The sequence below is a fragment of the Shewanella acanthi genome, from assembly GCF_019457475.1.
GTDB lineage: Bacteria > Pseudomonadota > Gammaproteobacteria > Enterobacterales > Shewanellaceae > Shewanella > Shewanella acanthi.
In genome coordinates this window covers 367,938-389,156 of sequence record NZ_CP080413.1, presented here as the reverse complement: position 1 = coordinate 389,156, position 21,219 = coordinate 367,938, and the positions used below count along the sequence as shown (strand labels likewise).

General features: G+C 47.9%; 12 protein-coding genes. 6 read left to right on the top strand and 6 right to left on the bottom strand.

The features are described from left to right. Positions 1-143: 143 nt before the first annotated feature. Positions 144-3,047, top strand: a complete 2,904-nt coding sequence (locus K0H61_RS01705) for a TonB-dependent receptor (RefSeq protein ID WP_220051053.1) — start codon at positions 144-146, stop codon at positions 3,045-3,047. Positions 3,048-3,128: 81 nt separating this feature from the next. On the opposite strand, the gene K0H61_RS01700 is transcribed toward K0H61_RS01705, so the two are convergent. Together K0H61_RS01700 and zntR are read right to left on the bottom strand one after the other, a co-directional pair. After that, positions 3,129-4,694 carry a permease gene (locus K0H61_RS01700; RefSeq protein WP_220051052.1) on the bottom strand — a complete coding sequence of 522 codons (1,566 nt, stop codon included), beginning with the start codon at positions 4,692-4,694 and terminating at the stop codon, positions 3,129-3,131. Between the two features lie 15 nt (positions 4,695-4,709). Further along, positions 4,710-5,210, bottom strand: a complete 501-nt coding sequence (gene zntR, locus K0H61_RS01695) for a Zn(2+)-responsive transcriptional regulator (RefSeq protein WP_220051051.1) — start codon at positions 5,208-5,210, stop codon at positions 4,710-4,712. Between the two features lie 336 nt (positions 5,211-5,546). Between zntR and purH the strand changes: the two genes are divergently transcribed. The 3 genes from purH to K0H61_RS01680 all read left to right on the top strand — a co-directional run bounded on the left by purH (position 5,547) and on the right by K0H61_RS01680 (position 11,925). Next, positions 5,547-7,145, top strand: coding sequence for a bifunctional phosphoribosylaminoimidazolecarboxamide formyltransferase/IMP cyclohydrolase (purH, locus tag K0H61_RS01690; RefSeq protein WP_220051050.1), 1,599 nt, complete (start codon positions 5,547-5,549; stop codon positions 7,143-7,145). Between the two features lie 103 nt (positions 7,146-7,248). Further along, positions 7,249-8,547 (top strand): phosphoribosylamine--glycine ligase, encoded by a 1,299-nt coding sequence (gene purD, locus K0H61_RS01685; protein ID WP_220051049.1) that lies wholly within the window; start codon positions 7,249-7,251, stop codon positions 8,545-8,547. Between the two features lie 171 nt (positions 8,548-8,718). After that, on the top strand, positions 8,719-11,925 hold the full coding sequence (locus K0H61_RS01680; RefSeq protein WP_220051048.1) for an ImpA family metalloprotease: 3,207 nt from the start codon (positions 8,719-8,721) through the stop codon (positions 11,923-11,925). A 105-nt stretch (positions 11,926-12,030) separates the two neighbouring features. On the opposite strand, the gene K0H61_RS01675 is transcribed toward K0H61_RS01680, so the two are convergent. The 3 genes from K0H61_RS01675 to hemE all read right to left on the bottom strand — a co-directional run bounded on the left by K0H61_RS01675 (position 12,031) and on the right by hemE (position 16,403). Beyond that, on the bottom strand, positions 12,031-12,834 hold the full coding sequence (locus K0H61_RS01675) for an SDR family oxidoreductase (RefSeq protein ID WP_220051047.1): 804 nt from the start codon (positions 12,832-12,834) through the stop codon (positions 12,031-12,033). Positions 12,835-12,909: 75 nt separating this feature from the next. Then, positions 12,910-14,919, bottom strand: a complete 2,010-nt coding sequence (locus K0H61_RS01670) for a putative bifunctional diguanylate cyclase/phosphodiesterase (RefSeq protein ID WP_286670285.1) — start codon at positions 14,917-14,919, stop codon at positions 12,910-12,912. 419 nt (positions 14,920-15,338) lie between these two features. Continuing rightward, on the bottom strand, positions 15,339-16,403 hold the full coding sequence (gene hemE / locus K0H61_RS01665; protein ID WP_220051045.1) for a uroporphyrinogen decarboxylase: 1,065 nt from the start codon (positions 16,401-16,403) through the stop codon (positions 15,339-15,341). 462 nt (positions 16,404-16,865) lie between these two features. Here hemE and rsd point away from each other — a divergent pair, with 462 nt between their 5' ends. Further along, the gene (gene rsd, locus K0H61_RS01660; RefSeq protein WP_220051044.1) at positions 16,866-17,351 is read left to right on the top strand and encodes a sigma D regulator; all 486 of its coding nucleotides are present in this window, start codon (positions 16,866-16,868) and stop codon (positions 17,349-17,351) included. A gap of 96 nt (positions 17,352-17,447) precedes the next feature. On the opposite strand, the gene acnB is transcribed toward rsd, so the two are convergent. After that, positions 17,448-20,045 (bottom strand): bifunctional aconitate hydratase 2/2-methylisocitrate dehydratase, encoded by a 2,598-nt coding sequence (gene acnB, locus K0H61_RS01655; RefSeq protein WP_220051043.1) that lies wholly within the window; start codon positions 20,043-20,045, stop codon positions 17,448-17,450. Positions 20,046-20,478: 433 nt separating this feature from the next. Between acnB and hxpB the strand changes: the two genes are divergently transcribed. Next, positions 20,479-21,135 carry a hexitol phosphatase HxpB gene (gene hxpB / locus K0H61_RS01650; RefSeq protein WP_220051042.1) on the top strand — a complete coding sequence of 219 codons (657 nt, stop codon included), beginning with the start codon at positions 20,479-20,481 and terminating at the stop codon, positions 21,133-21,135. Positions 21,136-21,219 lie beyond the last annotated feature (84 nt).

Below are 21,219 nucleotides of genomic sequence, written 5' to 3'. Positions count from 1 at the left end.
TGACATAAAAATCAGCTCGCCCTACTTTATGTAAGCGCTTACATTTATGCTCGCAAGGGGAGCGCTGGATGCGAGCAAGTAAGGCCTTACAACTATAACCCCCTGGACCACTTATACGGTTACGGGTATGAGGGAGAATAAAAATGCGACCTACACAATTTAAAAAATCCATGTTAGCCACTAAGGTGTCGCTGGTATTGGGTGTGATGTCAGCCCTACCTGCGGTTGCCGAAGAAGCCCCTAAAGCAGAAAGTAATATCGAAGTTATTCAAGTCACTGGTATCCGTGGTTCCCAAGCAAGATCCATGGATCTGAAACGTCAGTCAGCCGGTGTTGTCGATGCAATTTCGGCTGAAGATATTGGTAAATTCCCAGATACTAACTTAGCAGAATCACTGCAACGTATTACCGGTGTTTCCATCGACCGCGTTAATGGTGAAGGCAGTAAAATCACTGTGCGTGGTTTTGGCCCAGATTTTAACTTGATTATGCTGAATAACCGTGTGATGCCAACGGCCCAAGTATCAGGTGAATCAACCCGTTCATTTGATTTTGCCAACCTATCTTCAGATTCAATCAGCGGTGTTGAAGTTTATAAAACCTCAAAAGCAGATATCAGCTCTGGCGGTTTGGGAGCAACGGTGAATATTCTGACGGCCCGCCCATTCGATACCCGTGACTTAGTAGCCACTGTAAGTGCTAAAGGCCACCACGATACTGAGGTTGGCACCGGCGACAGTTTGACTCCTGAAGTTTCGGGGATTTTCAGCAACACCTTTATGGACGACACTATCGGTTTAGGCTTTAACGCCTCTTACCAAAAACGCGATAGCAACCTCCGTAAAGCAACTATCGACGGTTGGCGCCAAAACGTTCATGCCGAGTTAAATCCAAACGCCGTTGTGGTAAATGAAAACAAAAACCCTTACGGCAATACTTTCTATGCCCGTAACGTTGGCTTTGCGGATCAAAATTCAGAGCGTGAACGTACCAATGCTCAAGCTGTCTTCCAATTTGCGCCAACAGATAAAATTGAAACAACGCTAGATTACACCTACTCAAAACTGTCGGATGTTTCTAATACTGACACTTGGGGTCTGTGGTTCTCGGGCCCTGGCAACGCGACCTACGCCCATATCAACGAACACGGCACCTTCGATTATGTGACTGAAGTTGATGGTGACTATTCAGGCACCATGAACCAAAATGCTTCAGACAATATCAATAAGTCACTGGGCTTTAACATTAAATGGCAAGCAAAAGACAACCTCGAACTGTCGTTTGACGCCCATGACTCTAAGGCAACCGCTGAAGGTGGTTTAGACAACAACGCGGATAATATTTTCTTTATCCTCGGCGCCCTAAACGTTGCTAATAAAACCTACGATGCAACAAGAACTGATATTCCGCTGTTAGGCGCAAACTACCTTGATTTAAACCCGAACGGTGAGCCTCATCTACAGCCTGAAGACTATGCCTCATTGTTTGCCGGTGTACGCGCTGGCCGCAATGAAACCGATGTGAACCAATATCAGTTTAACGGTAAGTGGTTAAACGAAGGTAATGACGCACTGGCTTCTATCGATTTCGGCCTTGCATTCACCTCAATGGAAACCCACGCCCAGGCTTCATACACTGGCCCTATCAGCGCTGGTTGGTATGGCAATAAAGGCATTTGGGCAGATGATGTCAGTTACGTTGGCCTAGGCTCAGACTTCCTGTCTGATTTCTCAGGTGGTGGTAACGACATGCTGATCCCATACTACTACACCTACAACCAACAAGCTGCAATGGATAGAGCCGAAGGCCTCTACGATGTTGAATATGTTGCCGCGCCTTGGCAGGACGATCACCGCATCCAAGAAGACACGACTTCTGCATACATCCAAGCCAACATCGCAAGTGAATTCAATAAAATGCCACTTAACATTGTAGTTGGTCTGCGTTATGAGCAAACCGATGTTACTGCAAGCTCAATGCAGCAGGAAGCGGAAGAGTTGGTGTGGTTAAACCCGACCGAGTGGCAAACCGTGTTTTCGGACGACTTCACTTTCAGTCATGAGTCGAGCGACTACAAAGAATTTTTGCCAAATCTGGACATCAATTTAGAAATCACAGACGACTTGATTGCTCGCTTCAGTTACAGCCGCACTATCAGCCGTCCAACCCTAGGGTCAATGCGGGCAACAACCTCGCTAACGCCAATTCCTAAAGTAGGTTCACGCACGGGCTTTTCGGGTAATACAGCACTGAAACCTTACAGCTCTAACAACATCGATCTGTCTTTAGAGTACTACTATGATGACGCAAGCTATGTTTCTGTTGGTTACTTCAATAAGGAAGTTGAAAACTTCCTTGCCGGCACCATCGAAACAGTAAGCTACGACAACCTACGTGATCCCTATTCAGGTCCCGCCGCAGAAATGGCCCGTGCAGAGCTAATTGCTAACAATCAAACTCCAAGCGATGAAGCCGTATTTCAATGGCTTATCGACAATGGCTATGGCAATGCTGACGGCCGAGTGCATCAGTCAGATTCAGATCCTATCGCCGAGTGGAAAATCAGCAAACCGAACAACGTTGAAGATATGAATATCTACGGGATTGAATTTGCATGGCAACATTGGCTCTGGGACACAGGTTTTGGTTTTGCCGCTAACTACACCTTAGTTGATGGCGATATTGAATATGATGTTGAGAAAGTGGATGAGCAATTTGCTCTACCAGGTCAATCAGATACTGCTAACTTCTCAATTTTCTACGAAAAATACGATGTACAAGCTCGCTTAGCCTACAACTGGCGTGATACCTTCCTCTCTGGATTGGGTCAAGCGGAAGCTGGCGGTCCTGCACCACAATTTACCGAAGCCTATGGCCAGTTAGACCTGAGTGTGAGTTACCAGCTGACTGACAGTCTAACTATCTTCGCTGAAGGTATTAACATTCTGGCACAGGAAAAGCGCGTTTACGGTCGTTACGAAGAGCAAATGCTGCTGGCACAACAAAACTCAGCACGTTATGCAATCGGAGCTCGTTACAGCTTCTAATCGCTTAAACACTTGAGTAAAAAAATCCCCAGCCTTGCTGGGGATTTTTATTTTCGATTTTCGGCAGCGGACTATCAGAAACTATGAACAGCAATCACTGCGGCGTACCCAGCTACGGGGAATTTTTTGCCACAACACGCGCGCCATTAACGCAGCCAACACTATGCCTGAGGTAGCGACTAACCAGCTCGGTAACATTTGGTGTTCATGGCCAATCTGTGGCATCACCACAAAACCAAAGCTATCAACCAGATAGTTAACCACCATTCCCGCCACTAAGGCCACACCCAAAACGCCACTTAAGTAACCAAACAAGGCACGTTTACCCAGCTCATTACTCACCACGCCTAAGGTCGCAATATTGGTCGCAGGGCCTGCCATCATAAACACCAGTACAGCCCCAGGTGAGACACCCGCCAACAATAAACCCGCGGCAATCGGCGTCGATGCGGTCGCGCAGATATACATTGGGATAGAAATCAGCACCATCACTAACATAGCACCGATACCATCGCCCCATTTCGCTAAAAAGTCAGCGGGAACATAGGTTTGTACTAGCGCCGCGAAAAATAAACCCACCAGCAACCATAAAGTTGTATCACGCACTAAATCGGTCGCGGCATATTTAAGCCCAACACCAATACGGGTAAGTACCGATTCTGATTTTAATTCGGTCGCTGTATCTTTAGTTGAAGCGCAGCAACTCGCGCCTTCAGCCTGATCCGATACTGATTGAGCCAATTTAGTTGCAGGCTCACTGCCACAGCAAGAGCCCTTTTTTACCACCACAATGGGTGCAGCTTCCTGATCGGCTTTAGCCTCAGAGCTACAGCAACTTGCGCTTGGCTTTACCTTTTCAACCTGCGCAGCATTGCTAACAGTTGGAGATATAGCCTTAATGCTACCTATTGCCACAGTGCCAGCGGGTGCATTCGCCGCCATAAGTGATGATGACTGCATTGGCATCATCTTGAAGGCAGGTTTTGCTTCTACTTTATCCTCTACTTTTACTTTGGCTTTGTTTTCACTCGATGAGCAGCAACTTGAAACGGGTTTCACTGAGGGAGCAGCCTTTGTCGAACTGCAACAGCTAGAAGTGGTGTCAGTCCCAATTGCTTCATTTGCACTAGCCGCTTTATTTGCATTAAGCGCTTTATTCGCCATAACCGCATCATTTGCTTTTGGTGCGCAGCATGAGCTAGTCGCAGCCGTTGTTTTGGCAGCATCGCTAGCAATAGCAGGTTTACCATCGTCATCATCGCGGCCAACCAAGAGGCCTGCAACGATGGCGCTCGTTACCGCAGCTATGGGTCTGACTATCGCCATAAAAGGCCCAAGCAGCACATAGGAGACGGTAACAGAGTCGACCCCAGTTTCAGGGGTGGAGACTAAAAAGGAAGTCGTTGCCGCTTTAGAGGCGCCCGAACGTCTAAGACCCACTGCTGCAGGAATAACGCCGCAGGAACATAAAGGCAGAGGTGCGCCTAATAGCGCCGCCTTAACCACGGTTTTAAAGCCGTGACCACCGAGCTGCTTTTGCATCCACGCCATAGGCACAAAAACTTTTAGCAGCCCCGCCAAAATAAGCCCCAGTAGCAGCCAGGGGGCTGAATCGAGAAACAGATCGATAAAATTCTTAAGTAACATGATAAATCCCCTGCGCTAATCTCTGCATTGAGCCTTTGCGCTCATTTCAGCAACGGCCGCTTGATGTTCGTGTTCACTGTGCTGTGCGTGATGATGCTCAGCTCTCACCTCTTCGGTGCTAGATTCCAGCGCCTCAAGAATCGAGCAATATTCAGCGCTACGTGGCCCACCACAACAGGCATCGGAAAGTCGTTGTAAGCTGCCTTGAAAATGTACCAGCTCGGCAATTTTGGCCTGCACCTGCGCCAATTTATGATCCACCATGCCCTTCACATCGGCGCAGGCCCAGTTGGATTTATCCAGCTCAATCGATAGCAGCTCGCCAATTTCACTCAAGGTAAAACCCACGGCCTTTGCCCGCAGAATAAACTTAAGCCTTGCGGCATCGTCCTCGGTATAAACCCGATAGCCAGAATCAGTCCGGCTCGAAGGGGCCAGTAATCCGTGCTTCTCGTAGAATCTTAATGTGTCGGCCTTCACCTCACATAAATCGGCCAACTCACCAATTCGGTACATAGTCCCATCCTTATCTGGCGTAGGTTGAATCCATCGTTCGATTCCAAACCTTTCACTATGGCGCGAGTATAAACCTTGGAGTCTACTCCAAGGTCAAGGGTTATTTTCCACTTTACTCTTAGGTCGAGTATTAAGCCACTTTGTTCTGAAAATCATATTGTGATATCGCGTAGAAAAAACAACGACGGGATCTCTTTTGCGGTAGAATACGCGCGCCTGACGATGGGACACAAAATATACGTAGGACCAAGGGGCTTTTGGAAAGCAGGATTAAATAGTCGTGCTTCTGTTTTCCGAAAGATCCTTGAAACTAAAATAACTGGACCCTGTACCCAAATGACTGTTGCAAATAATGCCAGACCCATTCGTCGCGCGCTGTTAAGCGTTTCAGATAAAACCGGAATTCTTGAGTTCGCCAAAGCTCTTCACGCTCAAGGTGTGGAACTGCTTTCAACTGGCGGCACCGCTCGCCTGTTAGCGGATAACGGCGTGCCTGTTATTGAAGTATCTGATTATACAGGTCACCCTGAGATTATGGATGGTCGTGTTAAGACTCTGCATCCTAAAGTGCACGGCGGCATCCTCGCGCGCCGCGGTCTTGACGAAAGCGTTATGGCCGACAACAACATCAACGCAATCGATCTGGTTGCAGTTAACCTCTACCCCTTTGCAGACACTGTTGCACAAGCTGGTTGCACCCTTGAAGATGCGATTGAAAACATCGACATCGGTGGTCCAACTATGGTGCGCGCAGCGGCTAAAAACCATAAAGATGTGACTATCGTTGTTAATGCAGCCGATTACGATCGCGTGTTAACCGAAATGGCCGCCAACAATGGCAGCACAACCCATGCTACCCGTTTCGACTTAGCCATTGCCGCCTTCGAACACACTGCGGGTTACGATGGCATGATCGCCAACTACTTCGGCACTATGGTTCCTGCGCACAGCAATGACGAGTGTTTCGAAGACTCTAAATTCCCACGCACCTTCAACACTCAATTAGTGAAGAAGCAAGATCTACGTTACGGCGAAAACAGCCACCAAACTGCGGCTTTCTATGTCGACACTAAGATCGATGAAGCTTCAGTCGCAACAGCCGTTCAGCTGCAAGGTAAGGCACTGTCTTACAACAATATCGCTGACACTGATGCCGCCCTTGAGTGCGTTAAAGAGTTTAGCGAGCCTGCCTGCGTTATCGTTAAACACGCTAACCCATGTGGTGTTGCATTAGGTAAAGACCTGCTCGATGCCTACAACCGCGCTTACCAAACTGACCCAACGTCAGCCTTCGGCGGCATCATCGCCTTCAACGGCGAATTAGATGCCGAAACGGCAAGTGCTATCGTTGAGCGTCAATTTGTTGAAGTCATCATCGCACCAGCAGTCAGCCAAGGTGCCCGCGATGTGGTGGCTAAGAAAACCAACGTACGTTTATTAGAGTGCGGTCAATGGGATACTAAGACCAAGACCTTAGACTACAAACGTGTTAACGGTGGTCTGTTAGTGCAAGACCGTGACCAAGGTATGGTTGGTTTAGACGACATTAAAGTGGTGACTAAACGTCAACCCACTGAAAGCGAATTAAAAGACTTAATGTTCTGCTGGAAAGTAGCTAAGTTCGTTAAATCTAACGCCATTGTTTACGCAAAAGATGGCATGACCATAGGTGTTGGTGCAGGCCAAATGAGCCGCGTATACAGCGCGAAAATCGCCGGTATTAAGGCCGCCGATGAAGGCTTAGAAGTGGTTAACTCTGTGATGGCATCGGATGCCTTCTTCCCGTTCCGCGACGGTATCGACGCAGCGGCAGCGGCAGGCATTAGCTGCATCATCCAGCCAGGCGGCTCAATGCGCGATGCTGAAATTATCGCAGCAGCCGACGAGCACGGCATGGCCATGGTGATGACGGGCATGCGCCACTTCCGTCACTGATAAAATAAACAGCCAGCACACAACCGTGCTGGCTGTTTCGTTATCACTGACACTGGCGGCTTTAAACTGTGATTAGAAAATAAAAATTGAAGGGATGATTCACATGAAAGTATTAGTTATTGGTGGCGGTGGCCGCGAACATGCCCTCGCTTGGAAAGCGGCTCAATCGGCACAAGTTGAAAAAGTCTTCGTGGCACCAGGTAACGCAGGTACTGCGCTCGAGCCAAAGTTGGAAAACCTGAACATCAGCGCAACCGACGTACCAGCCCTGCTGGATTTCGCTCAAACTAACCAAATCGCCCTGACTATCGTAGGTCCTGAAGCACCATTAGTGATTGGTGTGGTAGATGCCTTTAACGCTGCCGGTATGCCCATTTTTGGCCCAACTAAAGCGGCGGCTCAGTTAGAAGGTTCTAAGGCCTTTACCAAAGACTTTTTAGCGCGCCACAACATTCCAACCGCGGGCTACAAAAACTGTACCGAAATCGAAGACGCTAAAGCCTTCGTACTTGAATTGACTGGCACGACTGGCTATCCAGTCGTAATCAAGGCCGACGGTTTAGCTGCGGGTAAAGGCGTTATCATCGCCCAAGATCAAGCCGAGGCCGATGCCGCTATCGAAGATATGTTAGCGGGTAACAAGTTTGGTGAAGCCGGTTCGCGCGTGGTTATCGAAGAGTTCCTAAAAGGCGAAGAAGCCAGCTTTATCGTGATGGTCGATGGTAAAAACATTCTCGCCATGGCAAGCAGCCAAGACCATAAAGCCCGTGACAATGCCGACAACGGCCCGAACACTGGCGGTATGGGTGCTTACTCTCCAGCCCCTGTTGTGACGCAAACCGTTCACGATTGGACCATAGCTAACGTTATCCGCCCAACCGTGGATGGCATGGCAGCCGAAGGCAATGTGTACACTGGCTTTTTGTATGCGGGTCTGATGATCGCACCCGATGGCAGCGCAAAAGTACTGGAATACAACTGCCGCTTTGGCGACCCAGAAACTCAACCTATCATGATGCGCTTAAAATCGGATCTGGTAGAACTTTGCTTAGCCGCCACCCGTGGTGAGTTAGATAAAGTGACCGTTGAGTACGATGAGCGCGCCGCAGTGGGCGTAGTACTGGCGGCCGGCGGATACCCAGACGAATACCGCAAGGGCGATGTGATCCAAGGCTTAAGCCTAGGTAACAACGACGGTAAAGTGTTCCATGCGGGTACCGAGATGAAAGACGGCCACGTGGTGACTAACGGTGGCCGCGTACTGTGCGCAACAGCACTGGGTCACAGCGTAACGCAGGCCCAGCAAGCCGCTTACAAGCTGGTTGAAGAAATCCACTGGGATGACGTGTATTTCCGTACTGACATTGGTTACCGTGCGATTGCCCGTGAACAACAGGGCTAAGTCTATTCGTTAAAAAAGACCGGCGAACGCCGGTTTTTTTATGCCTTAAATTTGACGAACGTCAAAATTAAGTTAATGAATAATAAGGGATTTAACATTGTAAGACCTACTTTAAACTACCTTAGTTCGCTACAATAGCACGCGAATATCCCAACGAAATAAGGACTCTCTATGGGAATGAGATTCGTCTCAATCACAACCGCATTATTACTTGCAGGTTGTGGCGGCTCTGAGGATGCAGGGCCAACAACACCAGAAAAACCCATTCAACCGCCCGTTGTCAGCCAATACACTGCTAGCAGTGCAACAAGCTTAGGCGGCGCCTTAAGCCCGAGCAGTCAACGCGTGGATGCGGGCAAAAGCGCGCAATTTACCATTAAACCCGAAAGTGGCTATGTACTCGACAGTATCTCGGGCTGTAATGGCACACTCAATGGTGCGACCTACACCACGGCAGCGATGTCAGGCGATTGCAACATTGCGGCCGTGTTTATCACCAATGCCGAAAATGCCATAAAGCATCAGGATCACCAACTTGCTAGCGCCGAAGAGCTTATTGATTTTAGCCATGCACAGCTAAGCCAGATTGATACTGAGCGACATACACTCGTCAGCGCCCTGTTCCAAGGCGTTGGCTCGACCATTAGCTGGGATCCCAGCCATGACTCTATCACCTTCTCAAGCTTTATGCCGGAGAACACCTTTACCCTGCTACCATCAAATGTCGACGGCAGTGGCAATCCCGCCGTTAATGGCTTAGTGATGGTGAGTGAACAGCAAAACCTGCGCTATGGCGCCATGGCAGCGAACCTGTTCTCGGTAAATATCTCTAAGCAAACCGAAACCCTGCTCAGCAATCTCATTGGCTGGCTAACCCAGGGCAAAGATCGCATCGATGGCTTCTCGATTGTTACCGCGCAAATGCCAAGCCGCGCCGACAGTCAGTATTTTCCCCATAACGAAGCCATTCGCAATTGGCTAAGCAATCATTACCCTAACGCCCATAGCATTAATACCGCTAACAGCTGTGACTATGCCGAGCTGTCGACCTGTATCGACAACTTTAAGCCGGATTTGATTGTACTAAGCGACATCGACCGAGCATCCCTAGGTTATGCAGGCATTAAGGCGGCAGTAGAAAAAGCCAAAACTGCAGGTATTCCGATACTGTTATCGAACTATTCCCGCAACCAAAGCGAGATGTTAGCGCCTCTCTACCTTGAGATGGGACTTTCTACCGCAGGGAACTACTGGAGCAAACTGAAGGCGAGCGATCTGAGCTTGGATGATATTCTCGCCCAGGATCAATCACTACTGAAGGTGAGTGAATTGCTCACCCAGCTTCGCAATCAAACATTCAATACGGCAGTGTTAGATGACTGTACGGGCAATTACTTAAGTTGCACTAGCCCAGCCTTTGTCGATGCCTTTAAAGTGGGTGCAGATTGGTATCGCACTAACGCCATCAGCATAGATAACAACCATCTCGACATCTTTAAGGGCGCGAGCTTCCCGTTGATGAAGGCCGGACTGTTACTCGCAGATAAATACCGCGGCGACATCGATTACCCCATCGCCTATACCGAACAAAGTCAGTGGCAACAGGCGCTATTTGCCGACTGGGTGATAAGCTATGCCCGCAGCTTAAACCCAGCGCAGGCTGATTTGGGGGAGTTTGTTACCGATAAGAGCAACTTAACTAAGGGCACCTCGGCTAATTACACCTACCCAGCCACAGAATCGGAACGTAAAACCATAAGCGTGCCTTACACAGGCCAGTGGACGACGACGGGTTGGTATGCCCTGCCTGGCACGCCAATTAAGCTAAGTCGTGTGGATAGCAATAGCGCCAGCGTTGAAATCAAACTCAATTACCATAGACGCAATACTAATCGCGCCTATGAGCAAAAGGTTTACCGCGCTCCGCTTGAGCTCGCCCAGCAGCGCCTTAAGCTCAATGCGGATGAAAGCATCGAATTTTCGACGCCCTATGGTGGCCCTATTTATTTCTACATAACTGGCAGCGACTTAAGTGTCGAGGTTAATGCCGAAAATGTGGCGAAGCACCCCACCATCATGGATTTCACCGACACTGTTCAGATCAGCAACTTTAATGATCGCATTCAAAATACTGAGTTGCCCCATGTAGATCTACGCACCGACGGCGCGGAGCAGCACCTGCGTCGCGATCGGTTTATGAATGCGATTGGCGGTAACATTCCAGATGTGGACGCCTTGCTGACGAGCATTGTCGATGATCATATCAATAGCGTGTACACGCTGGCGGGGCTTAAAGTGCAAGGTAAGACATTAAACGAGTCTCTACCCAGCGATGTATTAGCCATTTGTAAGGGGCTATTTGGTGATGACTGCACCGATGCCAATTTGCACACCCGCAGTATCATCCAACATGCAAACTATGACCAAAATGCCCACTGCGGCTCAGGTTGTAGTGGTAATCCCTGGGATGCGGCTTGGAATATTTCACCAACGGGTTGGGGCGATAACCACGAGCTTGGCCACAACCTGCAAACCAACCGCCTCAACGTGCAATACGCAGGGGCGGAAAATATCGATAACTGGGCGAGTTACAGCAGCCGCGCGGGGGAAAACTCCAACAATATTTTCCCCTATGTAGTGCTGTGGAAAACCCATTATCTGCGCAATAAAGGTGAAGACATCATCAAAGATAGCCATATGAATCATAAGGATCTTTTCTATGTCTTCATGTCCGATGCGGCAGCGACGAAGGACAGTAATGGTAATCGCATCGTCTTTAACGCTAACTGCAAAGTGATCGATACGGGGACGGACAGATACACAGCGCCGTGGGCGAATAATAGCTACGCGGCGCACAACGGCTTTCGCATGGCCTTTTATATCCAAATGGCGCTCAAAGCCCATGGCATGACCATGGCCAATGGCACAGTGCTCAATAACGGCTTTAACCTGTTTACCCTGCTGTACCAACACAGCCGTATCTTTGGTAAATACGCCAATAATGCCAATGACTGGGAAGCCAATCGCGTCAATTTAGGATTTGGGCTTTTCCCCTATAGCGGCGGCAGTGTCTATGGTGGCAAGAGCGTGAAGGATATTCCCGGCAACGACTTTATGCTGGTGTCCTTAAGCAAATTAACTGGGCGCGATTGGCGCAGCCATTTCGATATGCTGGGTCTGCGTTATTCAAGCCTCGCGGCAACGCAAGTGGCCGCCAATGCCGACCTTGGCACTGTCCCTATGGGTATGTATGAATTGGAAACTGACCTGCCACCCGCCAATATGAGTCAAGGGCTGAATTTTATTCCTATGTCACTCACCGATGGCACAACGCTGTGGAAAAATTCAGGCTCGCCGACACAATGTACTAAGCCTTAAAACATGAGTGCTCATGCTTAATACCTAAACCACTGAAATTTAGTAGCTTCCCAAAAATAAACCTCGCCATGCGAGGTTTATTGTTATCAAGCAAAAGGCCAATAATTAATGCCCTGAGGCAATTGCTTTACGGGCAATTTTATCGATAAGTCCCGGCGCAATCAGTTTAATCCAGCGAGCCATTTTACCACGCATTGAAATAATTAACTGCCGTCCACGGCGAGCAATCACGGGTAACATCATCTCGGCGCACTGCTCAGCCGTTTGAATTTTCGATTCCTTCATCGGCGTTTCCCCCAACGGTTTGCCATTGCCATCGAGGGCGCGCTTGTGAGTTTGCGTGACGACAAAGTCGGGGCAAATGACAGTAACAGCCACATCATCGTCTGCAAGCTCAATACGTAGCGAATCGAAGAAGCCAATAAGCGCATGTTTAGAGGCTGCATAACCGCTTCGCGCTGGCACACCGGTAAGACCGGCAACCGAAGCGACCGCAACAACCTGCCCCTGGGTTTGTTTAAGATGCGGAAGAGCTGCGTGGGTTAAATAAGCTGGGCCTAAGTAATTGACCCGCATAATGTCATCGAGAATAGACAACTGGGATAACTGATCGAAACGCGACCACATGGTCATGCCGGCGTTATTCACTAAAATATCCAGCTTGCCATAGTGCGCAACCGCAGCTTTGACTAAGGCTTCGCATTCTGCGGGCACGCCCACATCTGCGGCAAAGACGAAGGGCGCAGGGCCATGATTGGCGATTTCGAGTGCCAGTGAAGCGAGCCTGGTTTCATTGCGGGCACTGAGCACCAATTTACAACCGACCTTTGACAGAGCGAGTGCAAGTGCACGACCAATCCCCTCCGAAGCACCTGTCACTATGACCACTTTGCCAGTAAGACCATCCATAAGCATTTACTTGTTACCACCGTGTTAATTCAACTTTGTGGTAACTTGTCATAATCATCTTTAAAGCGCAATCACTTATGCGCGCTGTATTTGGCGTTCTTCGACCAACTTGCTGTAATGTGCTAAGGGTTGCGGGCGACCTATGGCATAGCCTTGGGCATAATTAATCCCAAGGATTTGTAACCTCTCTATGGTCTCTTGGTTTTCAACAAATTCGGCCACGGTTTCAATACCCATCACACGGCAAACGTCCTGAATCGACTTCACAATCGCGTAGTCCTTGGCATTAACGGCAAGGTTTTTCACGAAGCAGCCATCGATCTTCACATAGTCGACGGGCAATTCTCGAAGATACCCATATGATGCTAAGCCACTACCGAAGTCATCTAGGGCAAAAGAAAAACCTAACTTACGGAGTTGCTTGAGCATTTCTAGACCACGTTGGCGATTCTGGATTGCCGTGGTCTCGGTAATTTCAAAGCAGATACATTGGCTCGGAATATCAAAGATATGCTGCTGAGTCGCGATATATTCCAACATTCCATCGGCACCTAAACTGTTGCCAGATAAATTGATCGAAATACAGTGATCCGCCCATAAATGGGGATGTAAAGAAAGCCAAAAGAACGTCTTACGGATAACTTCTTTGTCGATATCTGGCATCAATTTAAAGCGCTCCGCCGCCGCAATAAATTGCGCAGGAGGTAAGATACGGCCACAGGGCTCCTGGATCCTGAGCAGAATCTCCATCCGTTGGCGTAACCCGCTTCGACCTAGTCCTCTTATCGGTTGGTAATAGAGCAGCAGTTCGTTTTCTTCAATTGCCTTAGCAATACGTACAGCCCATTTAGGGGCATTACGTTGGTAATTCAGTTCTTTATTTTTATCGTCATAGATATGGATTTGATTTGCGCCCTTAGCCTTTGCCGCAATACAGGCAATATCCGCGTCTTTAAGTAATTCTTGCGCATCAACAACTGCACCATGATTAAAGGCCACACCTACACTCACCCCAACCCTATAGCTGCAATCATCATCAACTAAAACTTGCTTGCCGACATTGACGATAATTTGCTTGAGTAACTTGACCACAGAAACGGCACTGCGATTACGGATGACGATACCAAATTCATCCCCACCTAATCGGGCTAACAGCTCATTGTCCGTCAATAAGCTTTGGATAGCCTTAGCAACCAAAGACAACATGCGATCCCCTGCCCCATGGCCGCAACTGTCATTAATCAATTTAAATTGCTCAAGATCCAGATAACACATGGCGATATTGGAGGATGTGCTAACAAAGCCCTCGAGCTGCTCATCGAAGGCTTGGCGGTTTAGTAACCCAGTAATGCCATCGAAATTCGCCCTTTTTTGCAGTTTGAATTTCAGCAACTCCTGCTCTGTAATATCCCTTAGCACCAGCACTGTGCCAACAATGGCTCCCTGATGATTAAACACATTACTGATACTGCGCTCCAGAATGCGCCAAGAACCCAGCAACATTTTTACACTGGTGACACTAGGCGCACTGCCCCCATTGGCAATACTTTCAAACACTGCTTGATTCAGCTGTTCACCGGCCTTAATTAGCCCCGCCAATGTTTGACCTTCGGCGCTATCCACATCCACGTTTAGCAGGATTGCGGCTCTCGAATTCATATAAAGCACGTTGGCATTAAGATCGGTGAGGATAACCGCCTCGGCAATAGCCTCTAAGGTTGTCTTACTACGTTCTTTTTGTTGGTAAACTTGGGCAAGTAAGGCATTCACACTCGATGCGAGCACCTCTAGGGTTTGATGCCCTTCTCCGCTAACGGGGCGATAAACACTGGCAAAGGGATCTATCAGCGATAATTGCTTCATCAAGCCATGGAGCGGAGAGAGCAATCGAATACGAAGGCGAATATAACCGAAGGTCAAAAACAATAATGCTAAAAGCATCAAAGAAGCGGCCATAACGCTGCGGTCTACTGCCAATAGCGTAAGAGACTGCTCAACAAAAGGCAGGGAAAAATAATCTGGGCCGAACCTATAACTCAGGCTCAAGAATACAAGCACTAATGCAGGTAAACAAAATCCTGCCATAAATATTAATATTTTGTTGCCTATGCGCATCTTGCACCACGGTTCTATCGTTCAATCGTTATGGGCTTTTAATCAGCCTGTTATCGTCACGCAAAATATCGTATTTGCCATGGTGATGAAATCTCAATGACGACTGTTCGTTGCAAAAGCAGGCAATAGCATGCCGCCATTTACTTAAAACACTTTTGATTTAACTCAGTAAAAAGTAAATTAAATTAAAAAAGTGGCATATTTATCAATACCATAACCAACAAGCATTGACCGAAACAATTTGAATACATTTAATCATTTTGATTAAAACAATGCTTTATATGTAACATTTCGTATCATTGATGTATGAAATTGTGACCACCAGCGCCCCATCTTTTAGGCATAAAAAAACGGACCCTAAGGTCCGCTAGTTTTAATCTTCAACAATATTATTTGTGGTATTGCTTAGATTGAGCGTGAACGGCTTTGATAAAGGCGCCTGCATGCTCAGGGTCAACATGTTGGTGAATACCGTGACCTAAGTTAAATACATGACCAGTACCTTCACCGTAACCCGCTAGAATTTGGCTCACTTCTTCTTCGATACGTGGAATTGGTGCATATAACATTGATGGGTCCATGTTGCCCTGCAGAGCCACTTTATGGCCTACACGACGACGGGCATCGGCGATATCCACAGTCCAGTCTAAACCTAAAGCATCACAGCCCGTTTCAGCCATGGCTTCTAACCATAAACCGCCGCCCTTAGTAAATAAGGTCACAGGCACTTGGCGGCCATCGGCAAAACGCGTCAAACCATCAACAATCTTCTGCATATAACGCAGTGAAAACTCGCGGTAAGCGGTGTGTGATAACGCGCCGCCCCAAGAGTCGAAAATCATCAGCGATTGCGCGCCGTTAGCAACTTGAGCGTTCAAGTATAAGGTTACAGAATCAGCTAACTTGTCTAAGAGCATGTGCAGAGCGGCAGGTTCTGCGTAGGCCATCTTTTTAATTTTTTCGAAGGTTTTGCTTGAGCCACCTTCAACCATATAAGTAGCCAGTGTCCAAGGGGAACCAGAGAAACCGATTAATGGTACTTGGCCGTTAAGTTCACGGCGAATGGTGCTAACCGCTTTCATCACATAACCCAGATCATCTTCAGGATCGGGGATGGCTAGCTTTTTGATCGCATCGATAGTGTCTGTTGGGCGCTCAAAACGTGGGCCTTCTCCCGTCTCGAAGTAGAGACCTAAACCCATTGCATCTGGAACGGTTAGAATATCGGAAAACAGAATCGCAGCGTCTAAGTCGTAACGACGTAATGGTTGCAGTGTTACTTCACAGGCCAGATCATGGTTTTTGCATAAAGACATGAAATCACCCGCCTGTGCGCGAGTCGCTTTATACTCAGGAAGATAACGACCCGCTTGACGCATCATCCACACTGGCGTCATATCAACGGGTTGTTTTAGTAGGGCGCGTAAATAACGATCATTCTTTAATTCTGCCATGTGGCTTGATTCCTAGACTTAATTTGAGATCCGCTGGGTCGGTAGTTTAGCATTTACGCGAATAATGTAACCAACATGTGCAAATTAATGTGAGCTAATCCCCATCCTTGATCATCCTTTCAGCACATTGTGTCGAAATGTTAAACAGATAACACACTGTTTATTAATCGAACCCGATCTCACAGAGTTGCAGAAAAAAGTTGCACCTACTTGCTCCCTTTGATATAAAAAGTCTGCGCTAGCAAGAACAATCAAGAAGCTCGTCGCATCGAGCCTGCTGTAAACAATACTCGCCCAACGATAGTTTTCTATCGTTGGGCTTTTTATTTTGCGGTATTTCTCATACAAAACAACTGGTTTGTCCATCGCTATGATCTTTCAAATTCCGATAAAAACAGTTGATCGATTAACCATTTCTCTCCTACAGTAGAGAGATGTCCTGGCACTTAAATGGAATGCATCATGCTGAGAGAACTCGAAAAAGCAGAACAGAAGTGGGGCGGTTCAAATAAGCTTATAGATCAATGGCTAGAAAATCGTCGCAAACTCCTGGTGCATTACTGCCAGATTGCTGGACTACCTCCTTACGCTAAGGCAGAAAAGTCCCTTCCAACCTTCGACAATGTAAAATCCTTTTGTGATCTGTTAGTAGATTATGTATCCGAAGGTCATTTTGAAGTGTACGATCAAGTGGTCAATGCCTGTGAAAAATTTGGCCCGTCGAGTAAATCCTTAGCACAGCAAGTACTGCCGAAAATTACTCCGACCACCAATGCCGCCCTCGACTTTAATGATAAGTATGCAGAAGCCGAAGATGATCAAGTGTTGTATCAGCTCGATGAAGATTTATCCGAGCTTGCCCATACCATGGAAACTCGCTTTGAGCTTGAAGATAAACTACTCGAAGTACTGCATAACAAACATTCTGAATCAGCGCAACAAGCCTAAATTCACCCCATTTGCCGCAATGCTTTAACTGCATTGCCGCAAAAGTTCAATAAAAAAGCCAGCAAATGCTGGCTTTTTTGTTCTTACATCAGTCGATTACACGGCTGATTGAAAGATCACTTGTGATGCTTTGTTAGTGTAAGAATCGATTTGATCGAAGTTCAGGTAACGGTAAGTGTCAGCCGCAGTTGCGTCTAACTCTTTCGCGTATTCTTGGTATTCTTCAACCGTTGGCAGACGACCTAACAGGGCTGCAACCGCCGCTAATTCCGCAGAGGCTAAGTAAACGTTAGCACCTGTACCTAAACGGTTCGGGAAGTTACGAGTCGAAGTCGATACCACAGTTGAACCGTCAGCTACGCGTGCTTGGTTACCCATACACAGTGAACAGCCTGGGATCTCGATACGCGCACCAACGCGACCGAAAATACCGTAGTAACCTTCTTCAGTCAGTTGGTCTTTGTCCATCTTAGTCGGTGGAGCAATCCACAGACGTGTTGGCAGCGTCTTAGCAAACTTGTCTAACATCTTACCGGTAGCACGGAAGTGACCGATGTTAGTCATACAAGAACCAACGAACACTTCGTCGATTTGCGTTTGCGCAACAGAAGACAGTAATACTGCATCGTCTGGATCGTTAGGCGCACACAGAATTGGCTCTTTGATCTCGTTCAGATCGATTTCGATCACTGCAGCATATTCAGCATCGGCGTCAGCGCTCATCAGCTCAGGATTAGCTAACCACTCTTCCATGCCTTTGATGCGACGCTCGATAGTACGACGGTCACCGTAACCTTCAGCGATCATCCACTTCAGCATAGTGATGTTTGAAGTCAGATACTCGATGATTGGCTCTTTGTCCAACTTAATAGTACAACCCGCTGCAGAACGTTCTGCAGAAGCGTCAGACAGTTCGAATGCCTGCTCAACTTTCAGGCTTTCTAAGCCTTCGATTTCCAGTACGCGACCAGAGAAGATGTTGATCTTACCTTTCTTCTCAACGGTTAGCAGACCCATCTCAATCGCTTTTAATGGAATCGCGTGTACGAGGTCACGTAGGGTGATGCCAGGTTGCATCTTGCCCTTGAAGCGAACTAATACTGATTCTGGCATGTCCAGAGGCATAACACCGGTCGCTGCTGCGAAGGCAACTAGACCAGAACCTGCTGGGAATGAAATACCGATTGGGAAACGCGTATGTGAGTCACCACCAGTACCTACTGTGTCTGGTAATAGCATACGGTTTAACCAAGAGTGGATAACACCGTCACCTGGACGCAGTGATACACCGCCACGGTTCATGATGAAGTCTGGTAGCGTGTGGTGAGTGTTAACGTCAACTGGTTTTGGATAAGCGGCAGTGTGGCAGAATGACTGCATAGTCAGGTCTGCACTGAAGCCTAAACAGGCTAAGTCTTTCAGCTCGTCACGGGTCATAGGGCCGGTAGTGTCCTGTGAACCAACAGAGGTCATCTTAGGCTCGCAGTATTGGCCTGGACGCACGCCAGCAACGCCACAGGCTTTACCTACCATCTTCTGAGCAAGGGTGTAACCTTTGCCTGAGTCAGCGATGTCTTGTGGACGTACGAATACGTCAGATGCTGGTAAACCTAATACTGCACGCGCTTTGTCAGTTAAACCACGACCGATGATCAATGGAATACGACCACCCGCACGCACTTCGTCTAACAGTACATCGGTTTTCAGGCTGAACTCAGAAATCACTTCCTCAGTGCCATGACGCTTAACAACACCAGCGTATGGGTAAATGTCGATCACATCGCCCATTTCCATTTTGCTGACGTCAAGTTCGATTGGCAGCGCGCCCGCATCTTCCATGGTGTTGAAGAAAATCGGTGCAATTTTGCCACCTAGGCAGAAACCACCAGCACGTTTGTTAGGTACGAATGGGATATCATCGCCCATGAACCACAGTACTGAGTTAGTCGCTGACTTACGTGATGAACCTGTACCTACAACGTCACCCACGTAAACTAATGGGAAACCTTTGGTTTTCAGTTCTTCTAATTTCTTGATTGGACCCACGCTGCCTGCTACGTCTGGCTCGATGCCATCACGCGCGTTTTTCAGCATCGCTAATGCGTGCAGTGGGATATCTGGACGTGACCAAGCATCGGGTGCTGGTGACAGATCGTCGGTGTTGGTTTCGCCAGACACTTTGAATACGGTCAGAGTCACTTTGTCCGCTAATTTTGGACGGCTTAAGTACCAGTCTGCGTTTGCCCAAGCTTCAACCACTTGCTTAGCGTAGGCATTACCCGCTTGCATCTTCTCAACCACATCGTGGAAAGAATCAAACATCAGCAGAGTGTGGGCAAGAGCCTTAGCTGCTAATGGCGCCAATGCTGGGTTGTCTAATTGCGCGATCAGCGGCTCGATGTTGTAGCCACCTTGCATGGTGCCTAATAACTCAGTCGCGCGCTCGGCAGACAGGATAGGTGAAGTTGCAGTGCCTTTCGCTACCGCATCTAAGAAAGCGGCTTTAACGTAAGCAGCTTCGTCAACACCTGGGGGAATTCGATTTTCTAGCAGGTCAAGAATAACGGCTTCTTCACCAGCGGGTGGATTTTGAACTAACTTAACCAGTTCAGCCACTTGATGTGCATCTAATGGCTTAGGGACTACGCCCTCTGCGGCACGCTCTGCGACGTGTTTACGATATGCTTCTAGCACGGCAACATTCCTCTTTGTTTGGCGCTCTAACAACGAAACTGCCGTCTTCTCAATTGAAGCTAACAGTCCGACATGTTCGACCCGAATTTCCGGGCAGCAGTATACTACAGCTTTGCAAAAGTATGAATCAGGTCACACTCAGCGAAGGGCGAAATATGGGCTAAATCCTAAGTTGGCGCTCACCATAGGGGAAGAATAAAACAAAGGAAATTAGACAATAGTTTGAAAACAGACAAAAAACTATACACTACATATAGTTAACATATCTCGATAAATTTAAATTCGAACAAAAAATTTTCAATCTCGTTAGGCCCATTCTACGTAAAAAATTATCAATTTCGGTGATTTGGGCTTTGAAGATAGTCCCTTTGAACATACACTCAAGCCCCTCAGACTGAATTTGCAGTGATCATTTTTGTCCCTTGGAGCAGCCATGACAGCCCTAAGCATTCAAGCCGTGATTTTTGATATGGATGGCGTGTTAATTGATTCAGAACCCGTTTGGCAAAGGGTTGAATATGAAGTATTAGCAGCGCTCGGTGTACCCGTAACGCTCGAACTCATTAGGCAAACGACCGGACTTCGTATCGACCAATGCGTTGACTATTGGTACCACAAGTCACCTTGGACCGATTACGATAATGCTAAGGTCAGCCGCGAAATCGTAGAAAGAGTGGCAGCTGAAATCCTGTCAACTGGCGAAGCGATGGAGGGGGTCAAAGAGGCAATCGAATACTGTAAATCCAAGGGATTAAAGATTGGTTTAGCCACGTCCTCCCCTCGCCTTTTAATCGATGCAGTGCTGACCAAACTTGAAGTAAAACGTGAATTTATGGCGATAGAATCTGCCGAGCTACTTATCTATGGCAAACCCCACCCTGAAGTGTACTTAAATTGCGCGGCTGCATTAGGGGTCGATCCGCGGTATTGCCTCGCCATTGAAGATTCCTTCAATGGTCTTGTCGCCGCTCGCGCCGCCAATATGCAAACCTTAGCGATACCTGCTGAAGAACTGCGTGGTGACGCTAAGTGGGCGATTGCCCACCATCAAAAAGACAGTTTATTCGCGCTGCACGAAGTACTCGGCTAATGACTCTGTGCCAAGAGTTCATCACCATTTGAACGGCTAAGTTATCTAGTACCGCGTTTCACCTATACCAACAAATAAAAAAGC